Annotated in this window: 12 protein-coding genes; 2 read left to right on the top strand and 10 right to left on the bottom strand. The window is 65.7% G+C overall.

Going from position 1 to position 15,027, the window contains the following annotated elements; all coding sequences use genetic code 11:
* The first annotated feature begins 4 nt into the window (after nucleotides 1-4).
* Nucleotides 5-775, top strand: coding sequence for a class I SAM-dependent methyltransferase (locus API01S_RS18695; protein WP_006217162.1), 771 nt, complete (start codon nucleotides 5-7; stop codon nucleotides 773-775).
* Here the strand turns inward: API01S_RS18695 and API01S_RS18690 are convergent.
* The 9 genes from API01S_RS18690 to API01S_RS18650 all read right to left on the bottom strand — a co-directional run bounded on the left by API01S_RS18690 (nucleotide 759) and on the right by API01S_RS18650 (nucleotide 9,447).
* The gene (locus API01S_RS18690; RefSeq protein ID WP_061305772.1) at nucleotides 759-2,321 is read right to left on the bottom strand and encodes a mannitol dehydrogenase family protein; all 1,563 of its coding nucleotides are present in this window, start codon (nucleotides 2,319-2,321) and stop codon (nucleotides 759-761) included. The genes API01S_RS18695 and API01S_RS18690 overlap by 17 nt on opposite strands.
* Nucleotides 2,309-3,520, bottom strand: a complete 1,212-nt coding sequence (manD, locus tag API01S_RS18685) for a D-mannonate dehydratase ManD (protein ID WP_050730570.1) — start codon at nucleotides 3,518-3,520, stop codon at nucleotides 2,309-2,311. Before manD ends, API01S_RS18690 begins: the two co-directional genes overlap by 13 nt.
* Nucleotides 3,521-3,565: 45 nt before the next feature.
* Nucleotides 3,566-4,357: an amino acid ABC transporter ATP-binding protein gene (locus API01S_RS18680; protein WP_254598461.1), complete on the bottom strand. Its 792-nt coding sequence runs from the start codon at nucleotides 4,355-4,357 to the stop codon at nucleotides 3,566-3,568.
* Between the two features lie 5 nt (nucleotides 4,358-4,362).
* Nucleotides 4,363-5,022: an amino acid ABC transporter permease gene (locus tag API01S_RS18675; protein WP_061305770.1), complete on the bottom strand. Its 660-nt coding sequence runs from the start codon at nucleotides 5,020-5,022 to the stop codon at nucleotides 4,363-4,365.
* A complete protein-coding gene (locus API01S_RS18670; protein ID WP_006217155.1) occupies nucleotides 5,019-5,684 on the bottom strand; it encodes an amino acid ABC transporter permease in 666 nt (221 codons plus the stop codon). Before API01S_RS18670 ends, API01S_RS18675 begins: the two co-directional genes overlap by 4 nt.
* A gap of 41 nt (nucleotides 5,685-5,725) precedes the next feature.
* Nucleotides 5,726-6,763 carry an L-idonate 5-dehydrogenase gene (locus tag API01S_RS18665; protein ID WP_061305768.1) on the bottom strand — a complete coding sequence of 346 codons (1,038 nt, stop codon included), beginning with the start codon at nucleotides 6,761-6,763 and terminating at the stop codon, nucleotides 5,726-5,728.
* Between the two features lie 10 nt (nucleotides 6,764-6,773).
* Nucleotides 6,774-7,622 (bottom strand): substrate-binding periplasmic protein, encoded by an 849-nt coding sequence (locus API01S_RS18660; protein ID WP_050730568.1) that lies wholly within the window; start codon nucleotides 7,620-7,622, stop codon nucleotides 6,774-6,776.
* Between the two features lie 151 nt (nucleotides 7,623-7,773).
* Nucleotides 7,774-8,625, bottom strand: a complete 852-nt coding sequence (locus API01S_RS18655) for a substrate-binding periplasmic protein (protein WP_061305766.1) — start codon at nucleotides 8,623-8,625, stop codon at nucleotides 7,774-7,776.
* 93 nt (nucleotides 8,626-8,718) lie between these two features.
* Complete coding sequence (locus tag API01S_RS18650; protein WP_006217150.1) at nucleotides 8,719-9,447, bottom strand: FadR/GntR family transcriptional regulator; 729 nt, start codon at nucleotides 9,445-9,447, stop codon at nucleotides 8,719-8,721.
* Between the two features lie 184 nt (nucleotides 9,448-9,631).
* On the opposite strand from API01S_RS18650, the gene iaaH reads away from it, so the two are divergent.
* Complete coding sequence (gene iaaH, locus API01S_RS18645; protein WP_084802458.1) at nucleotides 9,632-11,125, top strand: indoleacetamide hydrolase; 1,494 nt, start codon at nucleotides 9,632-9,634, stop codon at nucleotides 11,123-11,125.
* A 16-nt stretch (nucleotides 11,126-11,141) separates the two neighbouring features.
* Here the strand turns inward: iaaH and metH are convergent, their stop codons facing one another.
* Entirely contained in the window at nucleotides 11,142-14,915 is a 3,774-nt protein-coding gene (gene metH, locus API01S_RS18640) for a methionine synthase (RefSeq protein ID WP_061305865.1), read from the bottom strand.
* Nucleotides 14,916-15,027: the final 112 nt, after the last annotated feature.

The following is a 15,027-nucleotide window of genomic DNA, read 5'->3' as shown; positions in this document are numbered from 1 at the left end:
TTCCATGACCGCCAGCACCCACGACGCCGCCGTCGACCGCCAATTCAGCCCCCGCGCCACGGCCTACCTGACCAGCGCCGTCCACGCCCAGGGCGAAGACCTGCTGCAAATGGCCGGCATCGCGCGCGCGCACTCCACGGCTCGCGTGCTGGACCTGGGCTGTGGCGGCGGCCACGTGACCTTTCACGTCGCCCCCGAGGTCAAGGACGTGACCGCCTACGACCTGTCCCAACAGATGCTGGACGTCGTCGCGGGCGAAGCCGCCAAGCGCGGCCTGGCCAACGTGGCCACGCGCCAGGGCAAGGCGGAATACCTGCCCTTTGCCGATGCCGAATTCGATGTCGTGATGTCGCGCTATTCCACGCACCACTGGCAAGACGCCGGGCGCGGGCTGCGCGAGGCGTTCCGGGTGCTCAAGCCGGGCGGCGTGGCCGTGTTTGCCGATGTCGTGTCCCCCGGCGAACCGCTGCTGGACACGTGGCTGCAAACCATCGAAGTCCTGCGCGACACGTCCCACGTCCGCGACTACTCGGTGGCCGAATGGACGCGGATGCTGACCGAGGCCGGCTTCACGCTCGAAGGCCTGACGCCCCGCCGCCTGCCGCTGGAATTCCAGACCTGGGTGACGCGCATGCGCACGCCGGACACGCTGGTCGCGGCCTTGCGCCATATGTTCGGCATCGCGCCCGACGTCGTACGCGCGCATTTCGACGTCAAGCAAGACGCGTCTTTCACCAGCGACACGGCCACGATCGTGGTCAGGAAGCCGGGCTGATTCCCTCTTGCTGCGCGGCCTCCAGCGCGCCAGCCACACCCTGGCTGCGCAAGCGGTGCGCCGCCAGCGCAACGGCCCGCACAAAGCGCAGATCGTCACCCAGGTCCGCGAACACCGTCGGCAAACCGGTCAGCATCTGCGTCCAGGCCAGCAGCGCGGCCGGCCCCGCGCCCGTGTGCCTCGCGGCATATTCCGCCTGGGCGTAGCGTTGCGCCAGTTCCGCGGCCAGCGGGTCCTGGATGTCGTAAGCGCGCCCGGCCTCGTCTACGCCACGCAGAAAATGCAGCCACGCCGCCACGGCCAGGGCCAGCCTGCCTATCGGCAGGTCCGCCGCCAGCCGCGCGCGCACCGTGTCCAGGAGGCGCTGCGGCAACTTCTGCGACCCGTCCATCGCAATCTGCCGGGTCTGGTGCTTTAACGCCGGGTTCTCGAAACGCTGTAACAGCCGTTGCTGATAACGCGTCAGGTCCAGGCCCGGCAACGGCGGCAACGTCGGTACGATTTCCTCTTGCAGCAAGGCCGCCAGATAGGCTTTCAAGGCCGGCTGCGCCATCGCCTGATCAACCGTCGCCCAGCCCGCCATCACCGCCAGGTACGCCAACGCCGAATGCGCGCCGTTGACGGTGCGCAGCTTCAAGGTTTCGAACGGCGCGGCCTCGGCCACGAAACGCGCGCCGCCGAGGCTCCAGTCCGGCCGGCCCGCCGCGAACTGATCTTCCACCACCCATTCCAGATAGGGTTCGGCCAGCACGGGCCATGCGTCGTGCATGCCCAGCATGTGCGCCACCTCGCGCCGGTCGCCGTCGGTCGTGCGCGGCACGATGCGGTCCACCATCGAACACGGAAACGCGCACAACGCCTCGATCCACGCGGCCAGCGCCGCATCCACCTGCTGCGCGAACGCCAGCACCATGCCGCGCAGCAGATGGCCGTTGCTGGGCAGGTTGTCCAGCGACATCAGCGTGATCGGTCCAAGCCCCGCCGCGCGCCGCTGGCGCAGGCCCCACACCAGAAAGCCGATGGTGCTGCGCGGGGCCAGCGGGTGGGCCAGGTCGTGCACGATGTCGGGATGCAGCAGATTCAGGCGGCCGCTGGCCGGGTCGTGGCAATAGCCCTTTTCGGTCACCGTCACGCTGACGATGCGCGTGTCCGCATGCGCGATGCGCGCCAGCACGGCCTGCGGATCTTCCGGCGCAACCAGCGTTTCCAGCAGGCAGCCGATCACCGCCATCCGGGTCTGCTCATGGCCGTCGGCGTCCGCGCTGCGCAGCGCCAACGCATACAGCCCGGACTGCGGCGCCAACGCATCGCGCGTATCCGCCTGCCGCAACGACACGCCGCAAATGCCCCAGCAGGGGTCTGCGCCCGCGTCCAACGCGGCCTCGTTCACCGCCGCCAGATGCGCGCGCACGAACGCGCCCAGGCCCAGATGCACAATGCCCACGCGCATTGCCGCGCGATCATAGCCAGGCCGCGCCACGGCGGCCGGCAATTGCGCCACGCGCTCCGTGGTCAGGCGCGCGGCGTTGGCGGCTACCAATTCCATAGCGTGCCATCCTGCTGCAAGCGGTTCACCGGCAGGTAGGCGCGCTTGTACGGATACTTGGCGGCCAGCTTTTCATCGATGTCCACGCCGTGACCCGGCACGTCGCCCGGATACAGCATGCCCTGGTCGAAGGTATAGGCGTGCGGGAAGACGGCGTCGGTCTCTTCGGTATGACGCATGTATTCCTGGATGCCGAAGTTGGGCACCCACAGATCGAAGTGCAGCGCCGCGCCCATGCAGACGGGCGACAGGTCGGTTGCGCCATGGCAGCCGGTGCGCACTTGATACAGCGAGGCCAGGTCCGCGATGCGGCGCAGATGCGTGATGCCGCCCGCGTGCACCACCGTGGTCCGGATGTAGTCGATCAACTGGTTCTGCACCAGGTCCTTGCAGTCCCAGATGGAGTTGAAGATCTCGCCCACGGCCAGCGGCGTGGTGGTGTGCTGCCGGATCAGGCGGAAGGCGTCCTGGTTTTCAGCGGGCGTGGCGTCTTCCATCCAGAACAGGTTGTAGGGTTCCAGCGATTTGCCCAAGCGCCCTGCCTCGATGGGCGTCAGCCGGTGATGCACGTCGTGCAGCAGATGGTGTTCAAAGCCCAGCTTTTCACGCACCCGCTCAAACAGCTGCGGCGTGTGGCGCAGGTATTTTTCAGTGGACCAGTCGTGTTCGCTGGGCAGGTCGGCGTCGGCGGGTTCGTAGAACAGGTTGCCGCGCCCCACGCCATAGACCTTGTCCAGCCCCGGCACGCCGCTTTGCGCGCGGATGGCGCGGTAGCCCATGTCGGCATAACGCAGCACTTCGTCCACCGTGTGCTCGATGTCCGAGCCGTTGGCGTGGCCATAGACCATGACGCCGCTGCGGCTCTTGCCGCCCAGCAACTGATAAAGCGGCAAGCCGGCCGCCTTGGCCTTCAGGTCCCACAGCGCGGTATCGACGGCGGCGATGGCGGTCATCGTGACCGGGCCGCGTCGCCAGTACGCACCTTTGTACAGGTACTGCCAGATGTCTTCGATCTGATGCGCATCGCGCCCGATCAGGCAGGGAATCACATGCTCGGTCAGATACGCCGACACCGCCAGCTCGCGCCCGTTCAGGGTCGCATCGCCGATGCCGGTCAGCCCCTGGTCGGTTTCTATTTTCAGGGTCACGAAGTTGCGGCCCGGCGAACAAACGATCACGCGTGCATTCGTAATTTTCATTTTGGTTTTCCGAGGAGACGTTAAGAGCGGCTCTAAGTTTGCAGCCTAGCCTTCCCAGCCCAGATGGCTGAGGAAGTCCCGGGTACGGGCGACTTGCGGGTGGTCGAAAATCTGCGTGGGCGGGCCCTGTTCGAGGATGGCGCCGTTCTCGAACACCACCACCCAATTGGCCACGCGCCGCGCAAAGCTCATTTCATGCGTCACAACGATCATGGTCATGCCTTCCTGCGCCAGCTTCTTCATCACGTTCAGCACTTCGCCCACGGTTTCGGGGTCGAGCGCCGAGGTGGGCTCATCGAACAGCATCACTTCGGGTTCCATCGCCAGCGCGCGGGCGATCGCCACGCGCTGCTGCTGCCCGCCCGACAGGTTGGCGGGAAAGTTGCCGGCCTTGGCGGCCAGGCCTACCTTTTCCAGCAACGCCATGGCGCGCGCGCGGGCCGCCTCGGGCGACATGCCCAGCACCGTGATGGGCCCCATCGCCACGTTGTCCAGCGCGGACTTGTGTGGAAAAAGCTCGAAGCTCTGGAACACCATGCCCATGCGCTGGCGCACCCGGCGCACCTCGGATTCCGATTCCGGCAGCGCCACGCCGTCGAGCAGCACGCGGCCGCCATCCAGCTTTTCCAGCGCGTTGGTGCAGCGCAGAAGGGTCGACTTACCCGAGCCGGACGGCCCGATAAGGCACATCACTTCGCCCTTGTTCACTTGCAACGACACATCGTTCAGCGCGACGAAATCGCCATACACCTTGCGCACGTGTTCGTAGACCAGCACGGGCGGCTGGTCGGCGCCCTTGCGCGCGGCGCTTGCGGCCGGCGCATGTTCCAGGATCATGTCGTTCATTCCTTGACTCCGTATTTGCGATGAATCCAGTCGACCAGCTTGGCCTGCGGATAGCCCATCAGCCAATAGATCACCGCCATCGCGGTCAGCATTTCCAGCACGCGAAAACTCTGCGCGCGCACCTGCATCGACGCGTACGCCAGTTCGCTCACGGCGATCACCGACACCAGCGACGTATCCTTGAACAGCGAGATCCACGTGCTGGCCAGCACCGGCAGGATGCGGCGCGCGGCCTGCGGGATCAGCACCTTGAACATCGCCTGATGGCGCGACATGCCCATCGCCAGCGCGGCCTCCATCTGGCCCTTGCGGATGGAGTTGATGCCGGCACGAAACGTCTCGGAGTTGTAGGCGGACACGTTCAGCACCAGCGCGACCAGCGCGGTCGATAGCGCCGAGAACTGGACGTCCAGCGCCATCGGCATCACGTAGAAGGCCCAATAGATCACGAGGATCAGCGGCAGGTTGCGAAAGAATTCCACGATGGCCACCGCGATGCCGTTGGCGATGCGGTTGGACGACAGCCGCATCAGCGCCAGCACAATGCCGCCAGGCACGGCCAGCAGCATCGTGACGACCGTCAGCATGATGGTCATCGCCGCGCCCTGCAGCAGCACGTCGCGCGAATCCCAGATGATTCCCCAGTCCAGATTCATGACCGCCCCAGGTGTGCGTAGCGTTGATAAAGCCGATCGACGCCGCGCGTGACCGGAAACAGGATCACGAAGTACGCGACGATCACCGCCGTGAAGACTTCAATGGGCCGATAGCTCTGCCCCGCGATCGTCTCGGCCTTGTGCATGAGTTCGGGCACCGCGATCACGGTGGCGATTGCCGTGTCCTTGATGGCTACCGTCAGCACGGACCCGAAGGCCGGCAGCATGCGGATGGTGGCTTGCGGCAGAATGATCTTGCGCAGCGCCTGGGCGCGCGACATGCCCAGCGCCAGCCCCGCGCGCATCTGGCCGGGCCGCACCGATTCGATGCCGGCGCGTATCACCTCGGCCGAATAGGCCGCGATGTGCAGCGTCAGGGCCACCAGCGCCGCCCAGAATGGCGCGAAGTTAACGCCCGCCAGCAGGGGAAACGCGAAGTAGATCCACACCAGCACCACCAGCACCGGTATGGCGCGCATGCTGTCGATGTAGAACACCAGCGCCATGCGCAGCCAACGCGGGCCGTACAGGCGCAACAGCGCAATCACCAGGCCCAAGAGGATGCTGGACACGGCGGTGATGGCGCTCAGTGCGATGGTGATACCCAGGCCGCCGGCAAAGAATCGCCAGTTCTCGACGATGGGGGAAAAATCGAATTCCATGTCAGGCTCCGTGAGCTAGAACGCGAGCAACGAGCGGCGCATCAGAACGTCACCATCACTTTCATCGCCTTGTGCCGGTCGGCGGCCAACGCGAACGCGTCATGCACCTGTTGCACGGGCACCGCCGCCGTCAGGAGCGGCGACACATCCAGGACGCCCCGGCTCAGGTAATCCACGGCCCAGGCGTATTCGTCGACAAAGCGGAAGCTGCCGATCACCGACAGGCTCTTGACCATGATCTGGTTGAAGGGGCATTGCTCGCTGCTGCCGCTCAGGGTGCCCACGGTGACGATCACCCCGCGCGGCCGCGTCGTGCGTATGCAGTTGGCCAGCCCGGCGTAATTGCCCGAGGCTTCGAAGCACACGTCGAGCGTGCCCTTGCCCGCCGCCAAGGCGTCGATGGCGGCGGGGTCCGTGGCCGCGTTGATGGTGCGCGTGGCGCCCACGCGCGCGCAGGTGGCCAGCGTCTCATCGACGATGTCCACCACCGTCACCTGGCTCGCCCCCGCCAGCCGCGCCGCCATCAGGATCAGCGCGCCAATCGGGCCCGCGCCCACCACCATCACCGACTTACCCAACAGGCTGCCAGCGCTGCGCACCGCGTGCAGGGCCACGGCCAGCGGTTCGCCAAAGGCGGCGAGTTCGAATGACAGGCCATCGGGCACGGGCAGGCATTGCTTGGCCTCGACCACCACCTGCTCGCGCATCGCGCCCTGCATGTGCGGATAGCGGCTGGCGCTGCCAAAGAAGTGCACCGCTTCGCAATGGTTGGAATCGCCCTGGCGGCAATAGCGGCACACGCCGCAGGTGCGCGCCGGGTCCAGCGCCACGCGGTCGCCCGGCTTGACGTTGGTGACGGCCTTGCCCACCTCAAGCACCTGGCCCGAGGCCTCGTGCCCGGGGGTCAGCGGTTCGCGGATGACGAAGTCGCCCACCTTGCCGTGCCGGTAATAGTGCAGGTCGGAGCCGCAGATGCCCACGGCCTTGACGCCCACCCTTACCTGCGTTGCGCCCAATGGTTCGGGCGCTTGTTCGATCAGGCGCAGGTCCTGGGCGCCATGAATTGCGCAATTCAACATGGTTGTGTGCTCATTTCAGGGTTTGGGTCATGCGGACTTCTTCGGCCGCCAGCTCGGGGTGCAGTCGCGCTTCGACTTTGCGCAGCCAGTCCAGGTACACGGGCTGGTTCTTCGCCACGCCCATGCCCGCCTTGATTTCAAAGATCTTGCTGTCCTGGCAATCGTTTTCCTTCGGAAAGACCGCCAGCCCCTTCACCTTCTTGCTGATGTTGGGCCACAGCATGCGGTTCAGCGGCGCCACGTCGGAACGGCCGGCCAGCACTTCCTCGATCGGCGCAACCGAACCGGAGTTGGTGACGCCGCGCAACTTCGCATTGGAAAAATGTTCGCGCACCAGCGGCTCTTCGCCCGCGCCAGAGAAGTAGGCCATCGTGATGCCGGGCTGGTTGAAATCTTCGACCTTGGTGGCGCTGGTGAACTTGGGGTTCGACGCCAGGCCGAACATGCACACGCTGGTACTTGAGAACGTGACGAAGTCGATGATCTTGGCGCGCTCGGCGTTTTCATTCAGCGGCCCGATCATGATGTCCATCTGGTTGGCGATCAGCGCGGGCACCTTGGTTTCGTGGCTGACCTGCACGGGCACGACCTTCACGCCCAGCAATTGCGCGAATTCCTTGCCCAGCGTCCATGACGATCCCATCCACGGTTCGCCGGAACCGCTGGTGTTCTGCACCAGCCAGGGCGGGTTGTTGACCACGCCCACGCGCAGCACGCCAGCTTTGCGGATGGCGTCCACGCGGGCGCTCTCACCGGGCGCGGGCGGGGTCTGCGCCTGGGCGGACGCCACGCCCGCCAGCATCGCGGCGGTCAGGAACAGACGGGCGGCGCCAAGGCGCGAAGGGAAGCGGGACGGCATGCAAAGTCTCCTTGAAGAAAATCGAATCCGGGCGCGTGCGCAAAGAGGCGGCGCGACGGGTACCGGCGCGCGCAGGCGCCGGCGGGTTCGCCAGAGGGGCACGCGTCGGTCGCGTGCGGGAAAAGAGTCGCTTGGAGTAAGGCCGGACGGCCTACCGGGTCTGCTCGATGATGCGGGTTTCGTCGGCCAGCAGTTGGGGCTTCATCGCCACCGCCACTTGCCGCAGCCAGGCCAGGTATTCAGGTTGGTTCTTGTCCACCGCCAGGCCCACGGGCGAAGCCTTTTCAGTGCTTTGCTGGCAATTGGCTTCGGCCGGAAACACCACCAGGCCGCGCACCTTGTGGTTCAGGCCCACCCACGGCACGCGGTTGATCGGCGCGGCGTCGGCGCGCTTGGCCATGATTTCTTCGATGGGCGCGGTGGCGCCCGAATTGGCGACGGCGCGCAGCTTCGCCTTGGGAAAGCGTTCCTTCACCCAGGCCTCTTCGGCCCCGCCGGTGAAGTAGGCGATGGTGATGCCGGGCTGATTCAGGTCGTCGACCGATTTGACGCTGGCCAGCTTGTCGTTGCCGGCGCGGCCGAACATGCACACGCTGGTCGCGGAATACAGCACGAAGTCCACGACCTTCAAGCGGTCGGCGGTTTCGGCCAGGGGGCTGATGGTCATGTCGACCTGATTGGCCGCCAGCACGGGCACCTTGGTCTCGTGCGAAACGGGGATGGCGGTCAACTTCACGCCCAATTGGCGCGCATATTCCTTGGCCAGCAGCCAGGCGGGTCCGCTCCAGGCCTCGTCGCTTTTGCCTGACACGTCCTGGATCAGCCAAGGCGCGTTTTGCAGCACGCCCACGCGCAATTCACCCGCCTTGCGTATGGCGTCAACGCGCGGGCTTTGCCCGGGCGCGGGCGCGGCGGTCTGTGCGCCGGCCTGCATCGACACCGCCAGCATCGCGGCCGCTGCCCAGCGGGCCAGCGTGCCGTTCCCCTTGTCCTGCTGCTGCATTGCTTGTCTCCTGATCTTGTTAGGCCCTGGTCCGCGGCGCGGTTATCTTCCGCGCTCTGCCGGGGGCCGCCTGGGGCACTGCATGTATCGCTGCTATCGCCACCCCTGCGCGAATTCACCGATGACGCGTTCAAGGTGAGCGCGCATCGCCTGCCGGGCCGCCTGCGCATCGCCGGCGACCAGCGCGCTGAAGATGCGCTGATGGTCTTCCTGCGAGGCATGGCGCAATTGCTGCGAATGAAAATGCTGTTCTATCTTTTCCCAGATCGGGCCTTGAGCCTGATCCCACATTGACGTCACCGTGGCCAGCAGCACGCTGTTGCCGGTGGACTGCGCGATATACAGATGAAAGCGGCGGTCGGCCTCTTCGTTGGCGACCTTGTCCATCATCTGTTCGCGCATCGTCGTCAACGCTTCAAAGATGCGGTCCAGGTCGGCGTCGTTGCGCGTGGTGGCCGCGAGCGCGGCGATTTCGGATTCGATCAGGCAGCGTGCCCGCAGCAATTCGAAAGGCCCTGCCCCGGCTTCCTGCGCGCCGGGCAGCCGCGCAACGCCCGGCTTGGGTTCACAGACGTAGATGCCCGACCCGCCCCGCACTTCGACCACCCCGGAAATTTCCAGCGCGATGATGGCTTCGCGCAGCGCGGTACGGCTGACGTCGAAGCGTTCGGCCAGTGCGCGCTCGGCCGGCAAGCGCTTGCCGACGGCGAATTCGCCTTGGGCGACCAGCGCCTGGATTTGCGCGGCCAGGCGCACATAGGCGCGGTCCGCCACCGGCTTGCTGGCCGGCTCTTCGAGTTTGGGGATCAGTTGCAGTGTCATGGAGTTCAAAAGTGGTTAGACCAAATCATAGGTGGTTTACCAATTTCGACCATCATGGTTTACCACTATCGAGGTGGTAAACCATGGCACAGCCGGCTCATGCTGGCCGGCGCTCGACAGCGCCGCCGTGATCACGGTATAGATGGCGGCTCCATCGACACCACGCAGGTAAGGAACAAGCGCCATGTCCGACACGCAGCAAACGCCCTCGTCCGCCACTTCCGCCACCGGCATCGCGGGCGCGGCGGCCCTGACCGACCTGACCGTGGCGCAGGCGGCCGAGCAAATCCACGCGGGGCGCGTGACCAGCGAGGCCCTGACGCAAGCCTGCCTGGATCGCATCGACGCCCATGCGGCGCTCAACGCCTTCATCACCGTGGACCGTGAAGGCGCGCTGGCCCAGGCGCGCGCGTTCGATGCGCGCCCCGGCAAGGCGGGCGGCATGTCGCTGCCGCTGGGCGGCGTGCCCATCGCCATCAAGGACAACATCCACGTGGCCGGCCTGCCCAACACGGCCGGCACCCCTGCCCTGAAATCGTTCCGCCCGGTCCAGGACGCGCCCGTGGTGCAGCGGCTGCGCGAGGCAGGCGCCGTCATCGTAGGCAAGACCAACATGCACGAGCTTGCCTTTGGCGTGTCCGGCTACAACACGGCCTTTCCAGGCCCCTTGGGCGGCGGCACGCGCAACGCCTACGATCCCACCCGCATCGCTGGCGGTTCGTCATCGGGCAGCGGCGCGGCCGTGGGCGCCCGTCTTGCGCCCGCCGCGCTGGGCACCGACACGGGCGCATCGGTGCGCCTGCCCGCCAGTGTCAATGGCGCCATCGGCTTTCGGCCGTCCGTGGGGCGCTACGACGGCGCGGGCATCACGCCGATCTCGCACACGCGCGACACGCCCGGACCCATCGCCAACAGCATGCAGGACATCGTGCTGCTGGACGCGGTGCTGGCGAATGATGCCGCGCCGCTAGCCGCCCTGCCCGCCGCCCAGGTACGTCTGGGCCTGCCCGGCTATTTCTGGGCGGATCTGGATCCGCAGGTGCGCGATACGGTGCAGGCGGCATTGACGCGCCTGCGCGATGCGGGAGTGCAGTTGATCGACATCGACATGCCCGACTTGCCGGCCGCGAACGCGGCAGTAGGGTTGCCGCTATGCCTGTACGAGCAAAAGCCCGACCTGACGGACTATCTGCGCCGCTACGACACGGGCATGAGCTTTGAAGAAGTGGTCGCGCAGATATCCAGCCCCGACGTCAAGGCCATCTTCGACGGCCTGATCGTGCCCGGCGTGCTGCCTCTGCCGGACGGCCAGGTGCTGGCGCTGCAACCGCTGTACGAACGCGTGATCGCCGAACAGCGCGACGCGCTGATCGCTGTCTACCACCGCGCTTTCGACGCGCACAAACTGGACGGCCTGCTGTTTCCCACGCTGCCCATCCTGCCGATGGCGGCCACGCCCGAAGCCAGCAGCTTCGAGGCGTTCAGCCGCCTGGCCCGCAACGTCGATCCCGGCAGCAACGCGGGCCTGCCGGGCCTGAGCGTGCCGGCCGGCCTGTGCGATATCGGCCTGCCGGTCGGGTTGGAAGTTGATGGTCTGCCGGGTGAGGATCGCAAGGTGCTGGCGATCGGGCTGATGATCGAACAGATCCTCGGCCGTCTGAAAGCGCCCGCGCGCTAGGCGCGGGCCGCGCGCCTTACCCCAGGTTGGGCGCCAGCGTGCGCTTCAGGTCTTCGATGCTGCGGCCGCTTCGCTTGGCGTAGTCCAGAAGCTGGTCTTCGCCAATCACGCCCACGTTGAAGTACTGCGATTGCGGGTGACTGAAGTAGAAGCCCGAGACGCTTGAAGCCGGGTACATGGCGTAGCTGTCGGTCAGCATCATGCCGATGTCCGCGCCGTCCAGCACGCGGAACATGTCGGACTTGACCACGTGTTCCGGGCAGGCCGGATAGCCCGGCGCGGGGCGGATGCCGACGTACTTCTCGGCGATCATGTCCTCGTTGGACAGGGCCTCGTCGGGCGCGTAGCCCCACAGGTCCTGGCGCACGCGGGCATGCAGGCATTCGGCGAAGCCTTCGGCCAGCCGGTCGGCCAGGGACTTGAGCATGATGCTGGAATAGTCATCCAGCGCCTTCTCGAATTCCGCTTCCTTTTTCTCGATGCCGATGCCGGCCGTGACGGCGAACATGCCGATGTAATCGAGCTTGCCGGAAGACTTGGGCGCGATGAAGTCCGACAGCGACTTGTTGCTGACGCCTTCGCGCTTGGCGCCCTGCTGGCGCAGGTTGCGATACGTGAACAGCACTTCGCTGCGCGTTTCGTCCTTGTAGATTTCGATGTCTTCGTCGTTGACGCTGTTGGCCGGGTAGAAGCCCACCACGCCGTTGGCGGTCAGCCAGCGGCCTTCGATGATGCGCTTCATCATGGCCAGGCCGTCCGCATACACCTTGCGCGCCTGCTCGCCCACGACCTTGTCGTCCAGGATGGCGGGGAACGGGCCGAACAGGCTCCAGGTCTGGAAGAACGGACCCCAGTCCACGTACTTCGCGATCTCGGCCAGGTCGTAGCTCTTGAACGTGCGGCGGCCGATGAATTTGGGGCGCGGCGGCGTGTAGTTGTCCCAGTCGATCACCGGGCGCGAGGCGCGCGCGTCCGCCAGCGGCAGGATCGGCGTGGCCTTGCGGTTGGCGTGACGGCGGCGGACGTCTTCGTAATCCTGGGCCAGCTCGGCCAGGTACGTTTCGGACTGATCCGACATCAGGTTGGTGGCCACGCCCACCGAGCGGCTGGCGTCGGGCACATAGATGACCGGGCCTTCATAGTTGGGCGCGATCTTCACAGCAGTGTGCACGCGGCTGGTGGTGGCCCCGCCGATCATCAGCGGCAGCTTGCGGCTGCGGAAGTACTCGTCGCGCTGCATCTCGCTGGCCACGTAAGCCATCTCTTCCAGGCTGGGCGTGATCAGGCCGGACAGGCCGACGATGTCGGCGTTTTCTTCCTTGGCCTTTTCCAGGATCTGCGCGCAGGGCACCATCACGCCCATGTTCACGACTTCGAAGTTATTGCATTGCAGGACCACCGACACGATGTTCTTGCCGATGTCGTGCACGTCGCCCTTGACGGTGGCGATGACGATCTTGCCCTTGGCGCGCACATCGCCGCCAGCGGCCGCGATCTGGCGCTTTTCTTCTTCGATGAAGGGAATCAGGTGGGCCACGGCCTGCTTCATGACGCGCGCGGACTTCACCACTTGCGGCAGGAACATCTTGCCTTCGCCAAACAGGTCGCCCACGACGTTCATGCCGTCCATGAGCGGGCCTTCGATGACCTCGATGGGACGCCCGCCCCGATCGGCGATCTTCTGGCGCACTTCTTCGGTGTCTTCGACGATGAAGGTGGTGATGCCGTGGACCAGCGCGTGCGACAGGCGCTGTTCGACCTCTGCTTTGCGCCAGGTCAGGTCTTCTTCGCGCTTGGCGCCGGAGCCCTTCACGCTGTCGGCGAATTGCACCAGGCGTTCGGTGGGCGTGCGTTCGTCGTCCGGGTCCGTCTTGCCGACGGGCTCGGGGCGGTCCAGCACCACGTCTTCGACCAGGTCGCGCAGCTTGGGATCCAGGTCGGCGTACACGCCAAGCTGGCCGGCGTTGACGATGCCCATCGTCATGCCTTCCTTGACCGCGTAATACAGGAACACGGTATGGATGGCTTCGCGCATCGGCTCGTTGCCGCGGAACGAGAAGCTGACGTTGGACACGCCGCCGGAAATGCGGGCGTGCGGCAGGTTCTCGCGGATCCAGCGCGTGCCTTCGATGAAGTCCACGGCGTAGTGGTTGTGTTCGTCGATGCCGGTGGCGACCGCGAATACGTTCGGGTCGAAGATGATGTCTTCCGGCGGGAAGCCTTCTTCTTCGACCAGGATCTTGTAGGCGCGTCCGCAGATTTCCTTGCGGCGCTCCAGCGTATCGGCCTGGCCGAGTTCGTCAAAGGCCATGACGACCACGGCCGCGCCGTAGCGGCGGCACAGGCGCGCATGATGGCGGAAGGGCTCCAGCCCTTCCTTCATGGAAATGGAGTTCACCACCGCCTTGCCCTGCACGCACTTCAGGCCGGTTTCGATGACTTCCCATTTCGAGCTGTCGATCATGACCGGCACGCGCGCGATGTCGGGTTCCGACGCGATCAGGTTCAGGAAGCGGTGCATGCAGGCCACCGAATCCAGCATGGCTTCGTCCATGTTGATGTCGATGATCTGCGCGCCGTTCTCGACCTGCTGGCGGGCCACGGCCAGCGCCTCGTCGTACTTTTCCTCGCGGATCAGACGGGCGAACATCTTGCTGCCCGTCACGTTGGTGCGTTCGCCCACGTTGACGTACAGCGTGTCTTCGTCGATGTTGAGCGGCTCCAGGCCGGACAGGCGGGTCTTGACCGGAATGTCGGGCACGACGCGCGGCGTCAGCGACGTGACCTTGTCGGCGATGGCGCGGATGTGGTCAGGCGTGGTGCCGCAACAGCCGCCCGACATGTTCACCAGGCCGGCGCGGGCAAATTCCTCAAGCAGCGCCGAGGTGTCGGCCGGCGTTTCGTCAAAGCCGGTTTCGGCCATCGGATTGGGCAGGCCGGCATTGGGATACACGCAGACGTAGGTGTCGCAGATCTTTGACAGTTCGGCCACGTAGGGGCGCATCAGCGCCGCGCCCAGTGCGCAGTTCAGGCCGATGGTGACCGGGCGCGCGTGGCGCACGGAATTCCAGAATGCCTCGACCGTCTGGCCCGACAGAATGCGGCCCGACGCGTCGGTCACCGTGCCGGAAATCATCACCGGCAGGCGGATGCCGCGCGCTTCGAACACTTCTTCAGTGGCGAAAATGGCCGCCTTGGCGTTCAGCGTGTCGAAGATGGTTTCGATCAGGACGATGTCGATGCCGCCGTCCAGCAGGCCGTTCAGCTGCTCGATGTACGCCACGCGCAATTCGTCGAACGTGACGTTGCGCGCGCCCGGATCGTTCACGTCGGGCGAGATCGATGCGGTCTTGGGCTGCGGGCCCAACGCGCCGGCGACAAAGCGCGGCTTGTCCGGCGTGCTGTAGGCCTCACAGGCCTCGCGCGCAAGCTTTGCGGACACGAGGTTCAGTTCGTAGGCCAGCTCGGGCAGATCGTAATCGCCCTGCGCGATGGTGGTGGCGCCAAAGGTGTTGGTCTCGATGACGTCCGCGCCGGCTTCCAGATATTGCCGATGGATCTCGGAGATGACGTCCGGACGCACCAGCGACAGCAGCTCGTTGTTGCCCTTGACGTCCTTGCCGTGGTCTTTGAAACGCTCGCCCCGGAAATCGGCCTCGCCCAGCTTGTAGCGCTGGATCATGGTGCCCATGGCGCCGTCCAGAATCAGGATGCGCTTGCCCAGCAGGCGGGCGAAATCGCCGCCGTGGGTATAGGCTTCGGGCGGGTACGGCAGGCGGGGATACGACACGGGCAGGTCCGGATAAAGTTGGCCAACGGCGGCGCGGATGTGGCTAAAAAGCGAAAAACGCCGAAAAAACAAGCCCTGATCGTAACAAAACGGGGTCTCTCGCGCCCTCGGG

The sequence above is a fragment of the Achromobacter piechaudii NBRC 102461 genome, assembly GCF_001571245.1.
Taxonomy (GTDB): Bacteria; Pseudomonadota; Gammaproteobacteria; order Burkholderiales; family Burkholderiaceae_B; genus Achromobacter; species Achromobacter piechaudii.
Note: the sequence above shows the minus strand (reverse complement) of the source record. Positions and strands in the feature narration are given on the sequence as shown.

Excerpts from the sequence above, each read along its gene's own strand:
- API01S_RS18695 (WP_006217162.1), top strand. The coding sequence starts at position 5 with ATGACCGCCAGCACCCACGACGCCGCCGTCGACCGCCAATTCAGCCCC.
- API01S_RS18690 (WP_061305772.1), bottom strand. The coding sequence starts at position 2,321 with ATGGAATTGGTAGCCGCCAACGCCGCGCGCCTGACCACGGAGCGCGTG.
- manD (WP_050730570.1), bottom strand. The coding sequence starts at position 3,520 with ATGAAAATTACGAATGCACGCGTGATCGTTTGTTCGCCGGGCCGCAAC.
- API01S_RS18680 (WP_254598461.1), bottom strand. The coding sequence starts at position 4,357 with ATGATCCTGGAACATGCGCCGGCCGCAAGCGCCGCGCGCAAGGGCGCC.
- API01S_RS18675 (WP_061305770.1), bottom strand. The coding sequence starts at position 5,022 with ATGAATCTGGACTGGGGAATCATCTGGGATTCGCGCGACGTGCTGCTG.
- API01S_RS18670 (WP_006217155.1), bottom strand. The coding sequence starts at position 5,684 with ATGGAATTCGATTTTTCCCCCATCGTCGAGAACTGGCGATTCTTTGCC.
- API01S_RS18665 (WP_061305768.1), bottom strand. The coding sequence starts at position 6,763 with ATGTTGAATTGCGCAATTCATGGCGCCCAGGACCTGCGCCTGATCGAA.
- API01S_RS18660 (WP_050730568.1), bottom strand. The coding sequence starts at position 7,622 with ATGCCGTCCCGCTTCCCTTCGCGCCTTGGCGCCGCCCGTCTGTTCCTG.
- API01S_RS18655 (WP_061305766.1), bottom strand. The coding sequence starts at position 8,625 with ATGCAGCAGCAGGACAAGGGGAACGGCACGCTGGCCCGCTGGGCAGCG.
- API01S_RS18650 (WP_006217150.1), bottom strand. The coding sequence starts at position 9,447 with ATGACACTGCAACTGATCCCCAAACTCGAAGAGCCGGCCAGCAAGCCG.
- iaaH (WP_084802458.1), top strand. The coding sequence starts at position 9,632 with ATGTCCGACACGCAGCAAACGCCCTCGTCCGCCACTTCCGCCACCGGC.